At 63.3% G+C, this 17,573-nt stretch carries 13 protein-coding genes; 6 read left to right on the top strand and 7 right to left on the bottom strand.

The genetic code is table 11. The features are described from left to right. Positions 1–262: 262 nt before the first annotated feature. Positions 263–1,504 (bottom strand): histidine--tRNA ligase, encoded by a 1,242-nt coding sequence (gene hisS / locus MUY37_RS01910; protein WP_499193787.1) that lies wholly within the window; start codon positions 1,502–1,504, stop codon positions 263–265. Positions 1,505–1,698: 194 nt separating this feature from the next. On the opposite strand from hisS, the gene ppa reads away from it, so the two are divergent. Then, on the top strand, positions 1,699–2,232 hold the full coding sequence (ppa, locus tag MUY37_RS01905) for an inorganic diphosphatase (RefSeq protein WP_499193786.1): 534 nt from the start codon (positions 1,699–1,701) through the stop codon (positions 2,230–2,232). Positions 2,233–2,284: 52 nt separating this feature from the next. On the opposite strand, the gene MUY37_RS01900 is transcribed toward ppa, so the two are convergent. The 3 genes from MUY37_RS01900 to MUY37_RS01890 form a co-directional block, all read right to left on the bottom strand. Next, positions 2,285–3,658: a mechanosensitive ion channel family protein gene (locus MUY37_RS01900; protein WP_499193785.1), complete on the bottom strand. Its 1,374-nt coding sequence runs from the start codon at positions 3,656–3,658 to the stop codon at positions 2,285–2,287. Next, a complete protein-coding gene (locus MUY37_RS01895) occupies positions 3,655–5,001 on the bottom strand; it encodes a TldD/PmbA family protein (RefSeq protein ID WP_499193784.1) in 1,347 nt (448 codons plus the stop codon). The genes MUY37_RS01900 and MUY37_RS01895 overlap by 4 nt, the downstream gene beginning before the upstream one ends. Before the next feature lie 73 nt (positions 5,002–5,074). Beyond that, entirely contained in the window at positions 5,075–5,449 is a 375-nt protein-coding gene (locus tag MUY37_RS01890; protein ID WP_115415286.1) for a hypothetical protein, read from the bottom strand. Between the two features lie 197 nt (positions 5,450–5,646). Between MUY37_RS01890 and lptB the strand changes: the two genes are divergently transcribed. The 3 genes from lptB (at position 5,647) to ctrA (ending at position 8,757) form a co-directional block, all read left to right on the top strand. Next, positions 5,647–6,432: an LPS export ABC transporter ATP-binding protein gene (gene lptB, locus MUY37_RS01885; protein ID WP_115417708.1), complete on the top strand. Its 786-nt coding sequence runs from the start codon at positions 5,647–5,649 to the stop codon at positions 6,430–6,432. A 26-nt stretch (positions 6,433–6,458) separates the two neighbouring features. Then, a complete protein-coding gene (gene rpoN / locus MUY37_RS01880) occupies positions 6,459–7,919 on the top strand; it encodes an RNA polymerase factor sigma-54 (protein ID WP_499193783.1) in 1,461 nt (486 codons plus the stop codon). Positions 7,920–8,061: 142 nt separating this feature from the next. After that, positions 8,062–8,757 (top strand): response regulator transcription factor CtrA, encoded by a 696-nt coding sequence (ctrA, locus tag MUY37_RS01875; protein ID WP_050601718.1) that lies wholly within the window; start codon positions 8,062–8,064, stop codon positions 8,755–8,757. A 60-nt stretch (positions 8,758–8,817) separates the two neighbouring features. Here the strand turns inward: ctrA and MUY37_RS01870 are convergent, their stop codons facing one another. Then, positions 8,818–10,032, bottom strand: a complete 1,215-nt coding sequence (locus MUY37_RS01870; protein WP_499193782.1) for a mechanosensitive ion channel family protein — start codon at positions 10,030–10,032, stop codon at positions 8,818–8,820. Positions 10,033–10,162: 130 nt separating this feature from the next. On the opposite strand from MUY37_RS01870, the gene MUY37_RS01865 reads away from it, so the two are divergent. Both MUY37_RS01865 and trmB read left to right on the top strand, forming a co-directional pair. After that, a complete protein-coding gene (locus MUY37_RS01865; protein ID WP_499193781.1) occupies positions 10,163–10,927 on the top strand; it encodes a sulfite exporter TauE/SafE family protein in 765 nt (254 codons plus the stop codon). Positions 10,928–10,946: 19 nt separating this feature from the next. Then, positions 10,947–11,654, top strand: a complete 708-nt coding sequence (gene trmB / locus MUY37_RS01860; RefSeq protein ID WP_499193780.1) for a tRNA (guanine(46)-N(7))-methyltransferase TrmB — start codon at positions 10,947–10,949, stop codon at positions 11,652–11,654. A gap of 250 nt (positions 11,655–11,904) precedes the next feature. Here trmB and MUY37_RS01855 read toward each other — a convergent pair whose 3' ends face one another. Further along, the gene (locus MUY37_RS01855) at positions 11,905–15,108 is read right to left on the bottom strand and encodes an autotransporter outer membrane beta-barrel domain-containing protein (RefSeq protein ID WP_499193779.1); all 3,204 of its coding nucleotides are present in this window, start codon (positions 15,106–15,108) and stop codon (positions 11,905–11,907) included. 97 nt (positions 15,109–15,205) lie between these two features. Further along, positions 15,206–17,572: a TonB-dependent receptor gene (locus tag MUY37_RS01850; RefSeq protein WP_499193778.1), complete on the bottom strand. Its 2,367-nt coding sequence runs from the start codon at positions 17,570–17,572 to the stop codon at positions 15,206–15,208. Between the last annotated feature and the right edge of the window lies 1 nt (position 17,573).

Raw genomic sequence — 17,573 nt, 5'->3', positions numbered from 1 at the left:
CCGCATCCTTAGCGAAGGAAATAGCGGGTAGGAAAGATGTTCGATCGCAGGTTCGTCCACCCATGCCCATTTCGTCATCCCGGGCTCGACCCGGGATCGTGCTTCCCCCGACACCGCTGAACAAAAGCACCACCCCGGATCGAGTCCGGGGTGACGGGTGGAAACGGAGCATCTCCCCATCCCCGTCATGCTGAACTTGTTTCAGCATCCATCCCGCCCCCTCACCAACGGCGCTATCGGTGAGATGAACCCTGAAACAAGTTCAGGGTGACGGAGAGTGTCGGTTGATGGCAGCTACGATCCTGCTGGCATCCCCTTCGCCCGAGATTCCATGATAGCCGCGTTCATCGACCCGAAGAATATGTTGTGGCTTTTGTTTGACCGCCTTGTCGTAGCGTTTTTTCGGCGAACCCGATGCCATAATGTCGGCGGTGACGCCCCCGGCTCGCAGATCGGATAGCAACTCGATTGCCGCAGCCATTCCGGCATCATCTTCGACGAGCACCATTGCTTCGAGGCGCTCTTCTTCCAACTCCTCCACCAGCATCGCCAGCCGCTCGATCCCCGCGGCCCAGCCGACCGCAGGCGTCGGTGCACCGCCGAGGCTTTCCATGAGCCCATCATAGCGCCCGCCGCCGAGGATGGTGCTTTGCGAGCCCAGCTTGCCCGCCGCCTCGCTGCCCTCGTCGGGAATGAATTCGAAGGCGGTGTGGCGGTAATAATCGAGCCCGCGCACGAGACTTTCCGCGCGCTGCCATTTCACACCCGCCGCATCGAGGCCGCTGGTGACGGCATCGAAGAAGGCGCGCGCGTCGTCCGAGAGGAACTGGTCGATCTTCGGCGCATCGGCGACGAAGCGCTTATCGCGGCGGTCCTTGCTGTCGAGGATGCGCAGCGGGTTCTTTTCCAGCCGCTCCTGCGAATCTTCCGAAAGCTCATCCTTCACGCTGCGGAAATGCTCGACCAGCGCGGCGCGCCAGGCTTCGCGGCTGTCGCCATCGCCGAGCGTGTTGAGGTGTAGCGTGACGCCCTCGATCCCCAGTTCCTTCAATAGCTGATCGGCCATCGCCAGCAGTTCGACATCGGCCTGCGGCTCGGCTGCGCCGATGATCTCGGCGTCGATCTGGTGGAACTGGCGATAGCGGCCCTTCTGCGGACGCTCGTAGCGGAACAGCGGCCCATGCGTCGCGACCTTGAGCGGCGCATGCTGCTGCCAGCCGTTCGAGAGAAAAGCGCGCGCGATCCCGGCAGTGAATTCGGGCCGCAGCGTGAGGCTTTCCCCGCCGCGATCGTCGAAGGAATACATTTCCTTGCTGACGACATCGGTCGTCTCGCCGATCGCACGGCTGAACACTTCGGTTTTCTCGAACACGGGCATTTCGACGCGGCGGAAGCGATAGAGCTTGCGCACGCGTTCGAAGGTTTCGACGACGAAGGCGAAGGCTTCCGCATCGGCGCCGAAAATGTCCTGGGTTCCGCGAATGGCTTGGGGTGTCTTGGGCATGGTGCGCGCGATTAGAGCGAACTGCGCGGGTCCGCAATCTATAGCGATGGTCCGATGCGGGCAGGAAGCGGGGCAGGGCAACTGAAGGCTATCGACGAAAGTCCCTGTTTACGCCTGCGCCCCGCCCCGCTATCCGCCCGGCGAAGTCTTTCTGGGGAGAGGGGCGAAACCGAAATTTACGAGAAGAGTAGCGGATGCGCATCGACAAGATTCCGACCGGCGACAATGTGCCGGAAAGCCTCAACGTCATCATCGAAGTGCCGACTGGCGGCGAGCCGGTGAAATATGAATTCGACAAGGAATCGGGCGCGCTGTTCGTCGACCGTATCCTGCATACGCCGATGCGCTATCCGGCCAATTACGGTTTCATTCCGCACACGCTCTCGCCCGATGGCGATCCGCTCGACGCGCTGGTGATCGCGCGCTCCCCCTTCATCCCGGGCTGCATCGTCCGTTCGCGCCCGATCGGCGTGCTCAACCTGGAAGACGAGCATGGCGGGGACGAGAAACTGATCTGCGTGCCGATCGACACCACCTTCCCCTATTATTCGGATGTCGCCGAAACGAAGGACCTGCCCTCGATCATTTTCCAGCAGATCGAGCACTTCTTCACCCACTACAAAGACCTGGAAAAGGAAAAGTGGGTGCGCATCGGCAATTGGGGCGACGCCGCAGAGGCCAAGCGCATCGTCATCGAAGCGGTCGATCGCTACAAGGCAGAAAAGTAAGAGGAAGCCGAGCGAGGGGGCGCCGCCACGCGGCCCTTATGGCCGACGGCAGCTATTCGACCGGCCGCGATGTATCGAGCAGGTCCTTATCCTGCTCCTGTCCCGTGCGCCGCTCCTCATCGACCATGGCGGCAATCTCGTCGGCCGGGCGAACGTCTTCTTCGGTCTCGGTCACCGTTATCTCGCGAACCGGCTTCGCCTTCTCCTCACGCTGCGCAGCGGGTCCGGCGGTGGCTTCGGTGGCGAAAGGAACCGTGGCCGAACGCGGGTCGAAACGCAGGCGATAGATCGGCTCCGGCAGGCCGAACCCGGCCTCTTCCAGAGCCCGCTTTACGGCGGGAATGGCCTGGCTCTGCCCCTTCCACCAATCGGTCTCGCGCTGGTCGACCCAGCCGAGAAAGCGGATCACCACATTCGAATCGCCGACCTCGATGATCCGCGCTTCGGGCGGCGGATCGTCGAGGACGAAATCCAGCGCGGCCAGCGTATCGCGCCCCAATTGGCGCGCGGCGCGGGCATCGTCATCGGCATCGACCCCAAGATCGAACTGGAAACGCCGCTGCGGATTGCGCGTGAAATTGAGAATCACCGCACGGAACACCTGGCCGTTGGGAATACGCAGGTGATTGCCGTCCAGCGTCATCAGCACGGTCGCGCGGCTGGTCAGACGGATCACCCGCCCCTCATACGTATCGATCTGGACCCAGTCATTGGCGCGGAAGGGCTGGCGCAGGCTGAGCATGAGCGAGGCGACGTAATTCTCGATCGTATCGCGCATGGCGAAGCCCAGCGCGATGCCGATCACGCCCGCCCCGCCCAGCACCGCGCCAAGCAGAGCCGTGGCTCCGATCATGTCCAGAGCCACCACCAGACCGCCGATGAAGAACACGAAGCGGATCGCGCTGGCGATCAGTTCGGCCAGGAAACTGTTGGGAGCGATGCGGTGCCACAAGGCGCCCAGCCCGGCGATGACATAGCCCGCCGCCGCGATGAGAAACCATACACCGAGCGCGGCGGCAATCAGCGGCAGCGCGCTGACGAAAGCGTCCCAACGCTCGCCCAGAACCGATATACCGGCGCTGTCGGCGGATACCGACAGGTCGCGTTCCAGCCCGTTTTCGATCGTGACGACGCCGGATATCCGGTTCACGATCGCCTCGGCGCGATCGATGTCCTCGGCCTTGGGCACAGTGCCCGAGAGCGAGACCACGCCTTCGCTCACCTCAACCTCGACGCCGGTAAAAGCGGGCAATTCGGCAAAGATCCCGGCGATGCGTTCAGCGATCTGTTCGTCGGCACCGGCTTCCTGTGTCGCGGCGATCGTCTGGACGGGCGTGGGTGTCTCGACCGGTTCGGTCGGCGCGTCGAGCTGGGCTGCCAGCGGCATCGCCCAGATCAGGGCAAGAATGGCGAGCAGCCGCGTCACTGGCCCGCCACCGACATGCCATCGATGCGGAAGGTCGGCACGTCCACCCCGCGCACCAGTTCCAGATCGTCCGCAGGCACCAGTGCGCGGAACATGTCCGGCAGCGTGCTGGCGATCGTGATTTCGGCGACCGGCCCGGCCAGTTCGCCATTGCGGATGCGCAGCCCGCTCGCCCCGCGGCTGTAATCGCCGGTGACGAGATTGACGCCCTGTCCGAAGAGGTCGGTCACGAACAGACCGTCTTCGATATCGGCGATGAGGTCCGCGACCGATTGCGATCCCGCTTCCATGACGACATTGCTCACCGCAATCCCCGGCGATCCGCCGCCGCCCCGGCTGGCATGGCCTGTCAGGCCGAGGCCGAGCTGGGCGGCACTGGCGACATTGGTGAGCCAGCCGGTGATGCGCCCGTCTTCCACCAATGCGCGTTCGACCGTAGCCACGCCCTCGCCGTCGTAATGGCGCGACCGCAGGCCGCGCAGGCGATGCGGGTCCTCGGCGATGCGGATTGCACCATCGAAGAGCCGGTCCTCTTCGCGCCCGACCAGAAAGCTCGCCTTGCGGGCGATCGAAGGCCCGGCGATCGCACCAAGCAGGTGGCCGAGCACGCCGCTGCCCACGCGCGGATCGAACACGACCGGCATTTTGCGCGACGGGATCGACCCGGGACCCACCTTGCGCACCGCGCGCTGCCCCGCCTCGCGGCCGATTTCGGCCGGGTCCGGCAGATCGCTGCGGTGGCGCTGGGTGCGATAGGCATAATCGGTCTGTTTATCGCCTCCCTCGCCCGCCACCACGCTCGCCGAAAGCGTATGCGACCCACCCGAATGGCCACGAGCGAATCCATTGGAGGTGGCCAGCGCGAAGACCGAACGCGAATAGGACGCGCTGCCGCCGTTGGAATTGGTCACCCCATCGACAGCGCGCGCGGCATCTTCGGTGGCGAGAGCGGCCTCGCGCAGATCCGCTGGCGAGGGTTCGGACCGATCCGAAAGGTCCAGGTCGGGCGGTTCGCCACTGAAAAGCGCGTCGCGCGGAGCGAGCCCGCCATAGGGATCCTCCGGTGCCAGGCGCGCCATCTCCACGGCACGCTGGGCAAGCAGTTTCAGCCCGTCGGGTGCGAAATCGCTGGTGTTGATCGATGCGGAACGGCGACCGACGAACACCCGCAGGCCGATCTCCTCGCTCTCCGAACGCTCGACCTCCTCGAGCGCGCCGAGCCTCACGCTGACGCTTTCGGAAGAAGAGGCGCGCGCGGCGGCATCGGCTTCATCGGCGCCCATCGAACGGGCAAGGTCGACGAGTTCCCGGCACCGTTCGAGTGCGGCGTTGCTGTCCATCATGGGCGATTGCCGAAAAAGGTCATCATCCGCGCGAGGTAGGCGCGGGCCGCAGTGCTGGCAACTGCCGCGAAAATCAGGCGAAGATGATGTTGAAGAAAGTCGTGAGGGCGAAGGGCAAACCGATCGCCAATGCCCACAGGAGCAGTTGGTCGCGGCGGAAGGCCGGCTTCAGACCGATTTCGGCGGCCTCTTCGTCGCTCAGGCCGATCCAGCGCCGTTCGAACCAGCGACAGGCGGGAATGATGCCGGCGACGAGAACCACGAGGGCGAGATAGGGCATGATCGAGGACGATCCCTGCTTCATCGCATGAACCGTTACGAAAATCTGCAACGCGGTATAGACCAGCAGGGCGAGCGCCACATTGTCGCTCATCGCCTTGCGCCAATCACGCTTGCGAGCGGATGAGCGACCACCTGCGAAATCGTTTTCGTCGAGCGCCTTGTTCACTGCGCCTCTCCCTGTTTCTCCTGCCCGAATCGCATTGTTTCAAAAATGCCGCCCGCTGGCAAGCAATCCTGCGCAAACGGGCAACGGGATGTGGGAAAGCGCCGGGCGACGGCGCCTATGCACGAATCCTGCCAGTTCGTCGAAAAAGGCAAGGCCGTGGGGTTTTCACGCCCGGTTCGCGTGCTATGTCGCCGTGCATGGCCGATATCGGATTAAGCTCGGACAATGCCGCAGTGCATGATGCCGCCCCGCCCATTCCGCAGGGCGGGCTCGAAGTTATCTCCATTGCCAAGAGCTACGACAAGCGCGCCGTACTGACGGATATTTCCCTCAGCGTCGGCAAGGGAGAGGTTCTCGGCCTGCTCGGGCCGAACGGGGCGGGCAAGACGACATGCTTCTATTCGATCATGGGGCTGGTGCGGCCGGATGCCGGACGTATCCTCATGGATGGCGAAGATGTGACCAATCTGCCGATGTATCGCCGCGCGATCCTGGGGCTCGGCTATTTGCCGCAGGAAACCAGCATTTTTCGCGGGATGACGGTCGAGCAGAACATCAATTGCGTGCTCGAAATGGTCGAGCCCGATCCAGACACGCGCGCGCAGGAGCTCGAGCGTTTGCTCGACGAATTCGGTCTCGCGCGGTTGCGGGCGAGTCCGGCCATGGCGCTGTCCGGCGGCGAGCGACGCCGCTGCGAGATCGCGCGGGCACTGGCTGCGAAGCCCTCTATCATGCTTCTCGACGAGCCTTTTGCCGGAATCGATCCCCTGTCGATCAGCGACATCCGCGATTTGGTGAAAGACCTCAGAACGCGCGGTATCGGTGTGCTGATCACCGACCACAATGTGCGCGAAACGCTGGAGATCGTCGATCGGGCCTGCATCATCTATGGTGGCCAGGTGTTGTTTGCCGGTACACCCGAAGCGCTGGTGGCGGATGAAAATGTGCGCCGCCTCTATCTCGGCGAGGGATTCACTCTGTGACGCGCAGGCGCGCCCGGAATTGACCCATGGCGCTTAGCCCAAGGCTGGACCTCCGGCAGACTCAATCGCTGGTGATGACTCCGCAGCTCCAGCAGGCGATCAAGCTGCTGGCGCTGTCCAATCTGGAAATCGAAACCTTCGTCGCCGAAGCGCTCGATGCCAATCCGCTGCTGGAAATGGGAGAGGTCGGCCGGGAGGCTGGCGAAGAGCCCCCAACGGGTGACACCGAGCCCGATAGCGCGACGGAATTCGGCGGCGAGAATGCACTCGACGTCGCCGACCACGCCATCGATCCCGAGGCCGCGCCGGGCGATATGGCGTACGCGGAAGCCGGCGACTGGAGCCGCGCCGATATCGGCATGGCCGGCGGTGAATTGCCCGATCTCGAAAACCGCTCCGCCACGGGACCGACGCTGGCCGATCATTTGACCGAACAGGTCGGTGCGGTGGCGCGCGATTCACGCGAGGCGCTGATCGCCATGCGGATTGTCGGGGAACTGGACGAGGCGGGGTATCTGCCCACCGACCTGCTCCAGATCGCCGAGGAGCTGGGTGTGCCGCTGGCCGAAGCCGAACGCGCATTGGAGGCGGTGCAGTCGCTCGATCCGACCGGCGTTGGCGCACGAACGCTGGCCGAATGTCTGGCGCTGCAGGCCAAGGAGGCGGACCGATACGATCCCTGCATGGCGAGGCTGATCGACAATCTCGACCTGGTGGTGAAGGGCGATATCGCCCGGCTGAAGCGCATGTGCGAAGTCGATGACGAGGACTTCACCGACATGCTCGCCGAACTGCGCGGTTACGATCCCAAGCCGGGGCTGGCCTTCGGCGGCGGCACCGAATCGGCGATCGTGCCCGACGTGCTGATTACGCCGAGTGCGCAAGGCTGGGACATCCGCATCAACGAGGCGAGCCTCCCGCGTCTGGTGGTCAATCGCGAATACTATCTCGAACTCAAAAGCGGCGCACGCGACAAGGCCTCGCAAAGCTGGCTCAACGAACAGCTCGGCGAAGCCGACTGGCTGATCCGCGCGCTGGACCAGCGCCAGAAGACGATCCTGAAAACCGCAGCCGAAATCGTAAAGAGGCAGGAAGGCTTCTTTCGCAAAGGGGTTACCGCCATGCGCCCGCTGACCCTGCGCGACGTGGCCGAGAAGATAGAGATGCACGAAAGCACGGTCAGCCGCGTCACCAGCAACAAATATCTGTCGTGCCCTCGCGGAACCTTCGAGCTGAAATATTTCTTCACCAGCGGGGTCGCCGCCGCCGATGGCGAAGGCGCGAGCAGCGAAGCGATCAAGGCGCGCATCAAGGCTTTGTGCGACGCGGAAGATCCCAAAAAAGTGCTGTCCGATCAGAAGCTCGCCGATCTGCTCAATGGCGAGGGGTACGATCTGGCGCGCCGCACGGTGGCCAAATATCGCGAGGCGATCGGCATCGGGTCCAGCGCCCAACGTCGGCGCGAAAAGAAGCTGCGCGCCTTGTGAGGCACGGATGATCGCCGGGAAAAGTTAACGATATTTACCCCGCGTTAACCTTTTCCGTTCACATGTGTTGTGGTTAATACAGGGCAACACCTCTTTCCGGGGCGTTACCAAACGACACTAGGGACCATTCAGGGGAGTTCCGATGCGTGTACTGCTGATCGAAGACGAGCCGACCACCGCCAAGGCAATCGAGCTCATGCTCACGACCGAAGGCTTCAACGTCTACTCGACCGACCTCGGCGAGGAAGGCTTGGATCTCGGCAAGCTGTATGATTACGATATCATCCTGCTCGATCTGAACCTGCCCGACATGCATGGGTATGACGTGCTCAAGAAGCTCCGCGTCGCCAAGGTGCAAACCCCGGTATTGATCCTTTCGGGTATTGCCGAAATGGACTCCAAAATTCGTTCGTTCGGCTTCGGTGCCGACGATTACGTGACCAAGCCTTTCCATCGCGAAGAACTGGTCGCCCGCATCCATGCCGTGGTCCGCCGTTCGAAGGGCCACAGCCAGTCGGTCATCCGTACCGGCAAGCTGGCGGTAAACCTCGATGCGAAAACCGTCGAGGTCGACGGCGCCCGCGTCCACCTGACCGGCAAGGAATATGCGATGCTGGAGCTGCTTTCGCTCCGCAAGGGCACCACGCTGACCAAGGAAATGTTCCTCAACCACCTTTATGGCGGCATGGACGAACCCGAACTCAAGATCATCGACGTCTTTATCTGCAAGCTGCGCAAGAAGCTCAGCCATGCATGTGGCGGCGAGAACTATATCGAAACCGTTTGGGGGCGCGGTTACGTGCTGCGCGATCCGAACGAGGAGGCCGAGGCGGCCTGACCCCTTCCCCCCTGGACGGGACAGCGAGAGACGCCCGGAGCTTCGGCTGCCGGGCGTTTTCTATGTGTGCTGCGCCATACGCGCGAAGTCCAGGCCGCTGGGTTCCTGGAAAATGCGCAATCCGAATTCGGGCAGGATCGCAATCAGATGGTCGAAGATGTCGGCCTGGATCGATTCATATTCGCCCCAGTCGACCGTATCGGTGAAACAGTAGATCTCTAGCGGCAGGCCCTGCGGCCCCGGGGGAAGCTGACGCACCATCAGCGTGAACCCCCCGCCCGCGATACGCGGATGACTTTTGAGATAGGCGATCACATAGGCGCGCAGCGTGCCGATATTGGTGATGCGGCGGGCATTGATTTCGTCGTAATCGCTGGACAGTTCGTGGCGGTTCCACTCCGCTATCTCGGCCTCTTTTCTGGCGAGGTACTCGTCGAGCAGCCGGAAACGCCTGAGCCCGGCAACTTCATCCCCGCTCAGGAAACGAACCGCGTTCTGGTCGATCACCAGCGCCCGCTTGATCCGCCTGCCGCCGCTTTCGCTCATCCCGCGCCAGTTGCGATAGGCATCGGAAATGAGCCGGTGTGTCGGAATGGTGGTGATGGTCTTGTCGAAATTCTGCACCTTGACCGTGTGCAGCGCGATGTCGACCACATCGCCATCGGCATTCATGCTCGGCATTTCGATCCAGTCGCCCACGCGCAGCATGTCGTTGCTGGTGAGCTGAACGCTGGCCACCAGACTGAGGATCGTATCCTTGAAAACCAGCAGCAATACCGCTGCCATGGCGCCGAGACCGGACAGAAGCAGCAGCGGCGACTGTTCGATCAGCACCGCGATCATCAGGATCGTCGCACCGCAGAACACGGCGATCTTCACCACCTGGACATAGCCCTTGATCGGGCGGCTGCGGGCTTCGGGACGGCGCGCATAGAGCTCGTTCGCGTAATTGAGCGCCCAGCTGATCGCCATGGCCACGGACAGCACGATCAGCGCCTTCACCACATTGACCGTGACCGTCACGATCTCCGTCGGCAGATTGGGCACCACGGCAATCCCGCGCGATACGATCAGCAGCGGAATCACGGTGGCGAGCCACGCGACCGAGCGATCCACAGTGTCGCTGCGCTTGTCGAGATAGGGTGCGGCAGCGCGCAGCAGAACGCGCTTGATCAGCCAGTTCACCGCCAGCGCGACAACCGCGAGGCCCGCGAGAGCAATCAGCGACTGCAGCCACAGGGCGAGATCGGAATAATCGTCGAGAAGTCCTTCCATGCCCTGCCGCCTAGCCGTTCCCGCAACACCGCTTCAACCCCGCAGCCCGGCAGAGATTTTCTATCTCGCCCGGCTCGGCGAAGCGCAGTAAGTGCCGTCAGCGACAATTGCGAAAGGCGAGCCCCCGATCATGGAGGTGTTCGGTATCGATCTGGGGGTGATTGCTCCCTTCATCCTGATCGGTTTTGCGGCCCAGATGGTCGACGGCGCGCTGGGCATGGCCTTTGGCGTCATCACGAATACGCTTATGGTCGGCCTGCTGGGGGTGCCCCCCGCGCTGGCCTCGCAGCGCGTTCATCTCGTCGAATGCTTTACCACTGCGACCTCGGGCATCAGCCATTTGCTCAGCGGCAATATCGACAAAGCCCTGTTCTTCCGGCTGTTGATAACCGGCATCATCGGCGGGCTGATCGGGAGCTACGTTCTGGCATCGATCGATGGCGATACGATCAAGCCCTTCGTGTTGCTCTATCTCGCTGGTATCGGCCTGTGGCTGCTCGTGCGCGGCCTGCTCTACCCGCCCAAGCTGCGTCAGGCCAAATATGTAGCGCCGCTGGGCCTTGTAGGCGGGTTCCTCGATTCCGCCGGTGGTGGCGGCTGGGGCCCGGTGGTGACGTCCAACCTGCTGGTCCAGGGAGCCGAACCACGCAAGGTCGTCGGCACGGTCAATTCGGTCGAATTCTTCCTGACACTCTCTATCTCGGCCAGCTTCGCCTATCATCTGGGCATATCGCATATTGCCGGGCCAACGCTGGGCCTGATCATCGGCGGGATCGCCGCGGCACCCTTCGGGGCACTGGCGGCGAAGCATTTCAGCCCCAAGCTGATGCTGATCCTGGTCGGGATCGCGCTGAGCGTCACCAGCGCCTACGGCATCTGGACGACATGGGGATGATGGCGCTACGGCGCGCCGCATGTCAGCATTCAAGGAAGGCGATCCGACCACGCTCAACCGGCTTTATGGCCGCAGCCAGGGCAAGCCCCTGCGCGCGGCACAGCAGGAGTTGGTCGACAAGCTGCTGCCGCAGATCTCGGTGCCGAGCGAAGGGCCGGTGACGTCCGAAGCGCTGTTCGGCTTCGACCGCCCGCTGCATTTCGAGATCGGCTTCGGCGGGGGCGAGCATCTGGCCGAGCGTGCCGACATGCTGCCCGATCACGGTTTCATCGGCGCCGAACCCTTCGTCAACGGAGTGGCCCAGGCGCTGACCCATGTGCGCGACCGGACCCTGGCCAATGTGCGCATTCACCATGGCGATGCGCTGGAAGTGCTGCGCCGCGTGCCCGACGGCGCGTTGACGATGCTCTACCTGCTCCATCCCGATCCCTGGCCCAAGAACAAGCACGCCAAGCGGCGGATGATGAATGACGGGCCGGTTCGCATGATCGCCGACAAGCTCAAGCCGGGCGGCGAGTTCCGCTTCGGCACCGACCACCCTGTCTATCTGCGCCACGCCCTGATGGTGATGCGCCGCTTCACCGATCAATTCGAATGGGTCGTCGATGGCCCGAAGAGCTGGCAAAACCGCCCCTCCGGCTGGCCCGAAACACGCTACGAACACAAGGCGCGCACAGTCTACGGCCACGAAGTGTGGTATTTTCGATTCAGGCGGACCGAAGGGTAGTTCCTTTGTAGAAATAGTATTCTAGCGCAGTACCATATCCACGCGACGGTTCGCGATCCCAGGCGGTGCCTGCCGCATCGATTACCCCCCCGCCACGCAGGAAAACCGCGCGCCGTGTGCGCCACATGCCGGGGCAAGCGAGGCTGAATGGCCCGGACGCTTTCAGGGAGCGTCCGGGCCAGGATACGACCGGCCTGCGAGTACGGGCGTCGAGGGGACTAGGCCGGCCGATCCTATTTGAAATGGTGCGCTAAAGAGCGAAGTTGATCGAAGCCCGCAATACGTAGCCTATCTTGTCGTTGCGCTCCTCGGCCGACAATTCGCCGCTGACAGTATAAAACTCGTCACCCCCATACCCTCGCAAGCGGGCGAACCAGCCGCTGGAACGTTGATCGGGCAGCAGGGTGAAACTGTCGCCATCGCCGAAGCGGGCGGTCGTCCCTCCAAGCTCACCCGCGAGGATTTCGCGCCAGCCACCTTCGGCTTCGAGACGCAACCATATATCGTCGCCCCGGCTCATGCCGAGCAGGTCAAAACCGAATGCGGTCGCCAGATTCAGACCGAGCTCGTCGCTCGTGCGGTCCTCGACGGAAAGAGCCAGCGCCTCGCCCCCGCCGGTCTCCTCGTACCCGTCTTCGTCGAGCCGGATGTAATCGACGATAATCGAAGGCCGCATGAAGAAGTACTGCGTGCCGGCCTCGACCGAAGCCCCGGCCATGAGCGACGCCACATTCCCCGACCAGTTGCGCTCTATGGTCCGGGAAATCTTCTCGTCGCCATTCTTGCCGAGAAACTGACGCGAGCCCTTGAAATCCGAGAAGCCATAGGAACCGCGCGCGAAGGAGGAGAATGCACCCCAGTCGCCGCGCCAATAGAGCGCCGCCTCGTATGTGTCGGAGAGAACGCGGTTATCCGGGCCGCTGTCGTAACCGTTCCACAGCCAGCTTGCGCTGGCGCCGATTGTCCCAATCCCGGTGGCCAATTCGGCGCCTCCCGAGAACCCGAGCCCATCGAGATCGTAGCGGGCGCTTTCCTCGACATCCTTGCGGGAGTCCCAGCCGGCACCGGCGAATGTCAGGCGTAGCTTGCCCGTAGGCTCGATAGGCCCGTCGCCGTCAGCCAGCCGACGGGCAAAGCTACGCATGCCGAGACTTAGACCTTCGAAAGTTCCGCCGGCATGATCCGGCAGGGTCTGAGCCACTGTCGCGCGGAACAGCGCTTCATCGGTAATGGCGAGAAACACCCCGGCGATGTCCTCGTCCTTGGCCAGCGCCGTATAAAGCGCGTCATAGGCAAGGCTCTGTGAGCGATTCAGCCCCAGGTCCTTGGTCAGCTTGCGCTCGATATCGACGGTCAACCGGCCTGCGGCGTCTTCGACTGCCAGCGCGGCCTTGTACATGAAGGGAACGAGCGTATTGTCGGTCGTCAGTTGATCGGCACCGGTCAGGCTTCCCGCCTGGATCACGGTATAGGTGCCTTCGGCATCCGCTATATCGGTCAGCCGCAGCTTGAGCTTTGCACCATCCTCGAAACTGGCATTCCCGCCGACAGTGATGGCGCTGCCCTTCTCGGCATCCTTGCTCAGGGTGGCGACAATGACCCCCTTCGAGCCGACATCGAGCGAGGCAATCGTTGTCGGTGCGCCGAGGTCGAGCGTTCCGCCTTCGATTGCCACTGCGACGTTCTGGCTGTTGAAGAAACGTCCGGCGAACGAGGCGTCGTCCGAAAGCGCCACCGAGGCAGCGCCTCCCCCGAAATCCGCTTGCCCGGCGAATGAGGAAGTCCCCACCATGGCCAGTTCATCCGCCTGGCCACCGAAATCCACGCGTCCGGAGTACTTCGCGTCTCCCGCCATCAGCAGCCGGTCCCGCCCCGAACCGAAGGTCACATTGCCGGTAATCTCGCCATCGTCGATCCGGAGGAGGTCGCTGCCGGTTCCGAAACGGATGTCGCCCTTGATCACCGGCGCTTCGACGCCCGAACCGACCGCCGTCTGCCGGATCGTGGCACCGGACGTGACGCTCGTCAGGTCGATGGCGATATTGCGCCCCGAGCCCGCTTCGGCGCCGGTTGCCACAATCTTGCCGCTGTTTTCGACGAGGCGAAGCGAACCGCTTTGATCGGCAATGGCAATGGCAGTGCCGTCCTCGCTGCCGGATGTGGCCTTGATCGTTCCACTGTTGCGCAGGTACGGAAGGCTGGCTCCCTGATCGATCGCTATGGCGGTCGCGCGGCTATCCGCACCCTTGTCGAGCGCCGCTGAAATACTCCCGGAGACGCGCAGCTCGCCGGTGGATGCGCCGTCTCCGAATTGCAGAGCCGTCGCGTTCGCGTCCTTCGAGGTCGCTTTGATCGACCCTGCCACCGAGACGCCGTTTTCGATCGCGACTTCGCCGCCGCGTCCGCCGATCGCCAGTCCATTGCCGTCGACGCCGGCATAGACCCCGTGGCCTGCGATATCGCCATCGACAATCAGAGCGAAACCCGACCCGGTCGCGGGAACCGCGCCAATCGCGATGTCGCGGTCCTCGGCTCCGATCACGACCGCGGGTGCAGCACCGTACGAAACGACCTTCGCGTTGCCTTCCTCCGCATCCTCGATTCCGTCCTTGTCCTCGTCCGGATCGTCCTTGTCGGTATCGGGTGGCGCGACGGCGAAGTGAATGCCATTCCCTACATCGCCTTCGATTACGAGGGCGCTACCTCCCTGTAGCAAGTCGTCGTCATCGAGCTTGGAGGGGTCGGCAGGCGAGGCGGTGTAGCGATAACCCGTTGCCGAAATATCGCCCTGAACGACGAGCGCGCCGTCGATGTCGCCACCGAGATGCGCCCCTTCGGAACCTTCGCCGACCGCAGTAATCTTGCCGGCGAGGCGGATATCGCCGGTCACGTCGTCCAACCTGACACCCACACTCTCGTCACCGACGACGCTGGTTTCGCCATCGTGCACGAAATCGCCGTCCAGCCGACCCGTTGCCAAGATGCCCGCAGATTCATCACCTTCCACCGTGATGGTGCCGGTGTGGCGAATGTCGCCGGTCAGGTTTCCGCGAACCCGAATGGCAGCCCGATCGCGCCCGACCGCGAAGGGGCCGTCGAGATCCTTGTCGTTGTCGATATCTTCGGGCGTATAGGTCTCGTCGATGGTGATCGTACCCGAGTTGACGATATCGGCCTGGCGATCGCCGACCACTTCCATGCCGCTTGCGCCATTTGCATTGGCGACCACGATCTTGCCCTCATTGACCGCATCGTGATCCGAATCGACTATAATCGCCGATCCGGCGGTAAGCTCGATCGAACCCGTGTCGGTAACCTTCACCGCATCGCCGGTTCCACCGTTAAGCTGGGAAGTGCGGATCGGCTGGGTGCGCTTTCCCTCGACAAGCGTCTGCGCCGCGAGCGGAGCGGCTAAAGTCGCCAAGGCGGTACCGGCCAGCAGGTAACGATGCATGTAATTCCTCCGTCTGTATGATGGGAGGACGGAGCCGGATGCGGGATGCCTTGACGAAAATTACCCCCCTCGCCCAGAAGGCTGCCGGGTCGAGTGCTTAAAACGAGAAATCGACACCTAGCCGAATAGTCCGCGGGCGCAGGGGCGTCACCTGCTCGCGCAGTACGGCGAAAGGCGTACCGAGAGCGAAGCGATTGCCTTCGGTCCCGGCGAGGTTCGTGATCGAAAGGGTCCCGCCGATCCGCTCATTGCCTATGCGGACCAGCATACCGCTATCGACATAATCGCCCTGCAGATCGCCGAGCTCTGGCCCTACTCCGAGCCGCGACTTGCCGATGTAGCTGGCCCACACCCGGGCATCGAGGTCGAGATCGCTGCCGACGGATCGTGAGTAGTCCAGACCCATCCGCCCGGAGAATGCGGCAATATTGGGCACATGGGTGATACGATGGGGGAAGAAACGGGTGGGCTCGTCGATCGTGCTGCGATTGATGGTCGCGCCGCCGCTCAGGCGCCAATCGTCGGTCAGAAAGACACTACCCGAGGCGCTGAAGGTCCAAACACGGCCGTCGCCGATATTGTCCGTGCTGGGGAGGCCCAGATTATCGATAAAATCGGCCTGAATGTCGCTCCAGCGCGTGTAGGCTACATTCACCGCCAGGTCGAACGGGTCGATGCCCGCGCGCCCGTGCCGAGCGCCCATTTCCAGAGTGCGGGCATGGTCCTGCCGAAAGCGGCGGACGAACTCGCCTTCGATAGCCAGCCCGCCGGGCCGGAAACCTTCTTGATAGCGAATATAGAGACTGGTGGCACGAGCAAGCCTGGCCACGAGCGATCCCGAGGGAAGGAACGCGGACTGATCCCGCGTTTCCGTAATGGCAGCTCCTGCGACCGCCAATGCCAGGGGCACGTCTTCCGCTGCGCCGCCCAGCCGTGCCCGCGTATATCGGGCCCCCAATGTCGCTATGAAGCCGTCTCGCAGCCGGTAGGAGGCTTCCCCATAGATCGTGCCTTCCGTGAGCGAGTTATGCGCGCCGGTAGCAGAGGTGCGCTCGCGGTCCTGCTCGAGCCTGCGGTTGAGGCGGGCGCTGTTGTCGACGAGGCTCAGCCCGGCGAGCCAGCCAAAACGCCGGTCTTCGATCGGCAGCCAAATACGGGTCTCGTGGGCAATCATGCGCGTATCGTTGAGCTGGACGAATACCCGATCCTCATCGCCCGGCATCGTCGCGTCGTAACGCTCCTGGACGTCCTGCCTCGCTGCGCCGGTGGTCGAGCGGACGTGAAGGGCGCCGATACGCCCGGACACCACGAACTGACCATGGAGATAGTCGGCATCCGCGCCTTCGCGCACACGCGCCAGGCTGTCGTAGCCTTGACCGTTCCGCGCCGCATACTGGCTGTCGGCAGCATGAATCGATTGCGCGAGGCCGATCACGTCCAGCGCCCAGTCCGGGGCGATCGCGACGTGCATGATCGCGCGACCGGCAAGCGTGCGCGTGCGGTTGACATCGTCGCGATCAAGCAGGGGCTTGTCGATATAACCGCCTTCGCTGGCCGCATCGAGCACCATGCGCAACGCCGCTTTCCCGGGAGCAAGCGGAATGTTGGCGATCATATTCGCATCGACGCTTGCTGCACCGTACTGCGTCAAGGCGTTGCCGAGCGTTCCACGCATGAACTGGCTGTCGAGTTCCGGTGCATTGGGAACAAGCCGGATGATGCCGCCCAAAGAGCCTGCGCCATAGAGCGTTCCTTGAGGCCCCTCGAGCACTTCGACCCGCTCGAGATCCGAAAGACGCAGGTCCGGATCGGGCGCATTGTAGCTAAGCCGCATATCGCCGAGGTACTGGCCCACGGTTGCTTGAGTCGGTCCGGTGAAGCTGGAATCGGCAATCCCGCGAATGAAGAGCTTGTTGCGCCCACTCCCGAGATAGGTCGAGGACACCGTTGCCACGCGCTGGGTGATCTTTTCCGTGCCGCCCGTGCCGCCAAGGGCCAGATCCTCGCCATCGATCAGGCTTATCTGGGCTGCGAGTTCGTCGAGACGCGTGTCGCGCTTGCTCGCCACCACCACGATCGGTGTCGGGGGAACCGCAGGTGGCGGCGGTTGATGGACAGCACCGCGCCGGGGATCCGGAGGCCTGGACCTTCCAGCCGAGGCGGTTCGCCGCGGGCGCGGTTCGATCCGCCAGGATGCGGTGCCCGTCGCAACCGCCCGTGCCCCTGCGCTTTCCGCCAGGCGCCGTATGGCCTGGCGAGCGCTCATGCGCCCGCGAATTCGCGGCGTACGTCGCTTGGTCAGGACGGGATCGCTCACCACGATACTCGTGCCAGTCTGCCGCGCCATCGCGATGGCCGATTCCGGGACCGTGCCGGCAGGCACGTCGATCGCCTGTTCCCGCGCCAATGCGGTCGCAGAAGAGCAGGCTACACAGGCCGCAAGAATGACGGGCCAGGGGCGCATG

It is taken from the genome of Qipengyuania sp. ABI-127-1, assembly GCA_022953095.1.
GTDB lineage: Bacteria > Pseudomonadota > Alphaproteobacteria > Sphingomonadales > Sphingomonadaceae > Qipengyuania.
This window is presented reverse-complemented; position numbering and strand designations above follow the sequence as displayed.

What these genes read in the sequence shown, in the direction of transcription:
- hisS (WP_499193787.1), bottom strand. Translation starts at nt 1,504, where the DNA reads ATGCCCAAGACACCCCAAGCCATTCGCGGAACCCAGGACATTTTCGGC.
- ppa (WP_499193786.1), top strand. Translation starts at nt 1,699, where the DNA reads ATGCGCATCGACAAGATTCCGACCGGCGACAATGTGCCGGAAAGCCTC.
- MUY37_RS01895 (WP_499193784.1), bottom strand. Translation starts at nt 5,001, where the DNA reads ATGATGGACAGCAACGCCGCACTCGAACGGTGCCGGGAACTCGTCGAC.
- lptB (WP_115417708.1), top strand. Translation starts at nt 5,647, where the DNA reads ATGGCCGATATCGGATTAAGCTCGGACAATGCCGCAGTGCATGATGCC.
- rpoN (WP_499193783.1), top strand. Translation starts at nt 6,459, where the DNA reads ATGGCGCTTAGCCCAAGGCTGGACCTCCGGCAGACTCAATCGCTGGTG.
- ctrA (WP_050601718.1), top strand. Translation starts at nt 8,062, where the DNA reads ATGCGTGTACTGCTGATCGAAGACGAGCCGACCACCGCCAAGGCAATC.
- MUY37_RS01870 (WP_499193782.1), bottom strand. Translation starts at nt 10,032, where the DNA reads ATGGAAGGACTTCTCGACGATTATTCCGATCTCGCCCTGTGGCTGCAG.
- MUY37_RS01865 (WP_499193781.1), top strand. Translation starts at nt 10,163, where the DNA reads ATGGAGGTGTTCGGTATCGATCTGGGGGTGATTGCTCCCTTCATCCTG.
- trmB (WP_499193780.1), top strand. Translation starts at nt 10,947, where the DNA reads ATGTCAGCATTCAAGGAAGGCGATCCGACCACGCTCAACCGGCTTTAT.
- MUY37_RS01855 (WP_499193779.1), bottom strand. Translation starts at nt 15,108, where the DNA reads ATGCATCGTTACCTGCTGGCCGGTACCGCCTTGGCGACTTTAGCCGCT.
- MUY37_RS01850 (WP_499193778.1), bottom strand. Translation starts at nt 17,572, where the DNA reads ATGCGCCCCTGGCCCGTCATTCTTGCGGCCTGTGTAGCCTGCTCTTCT.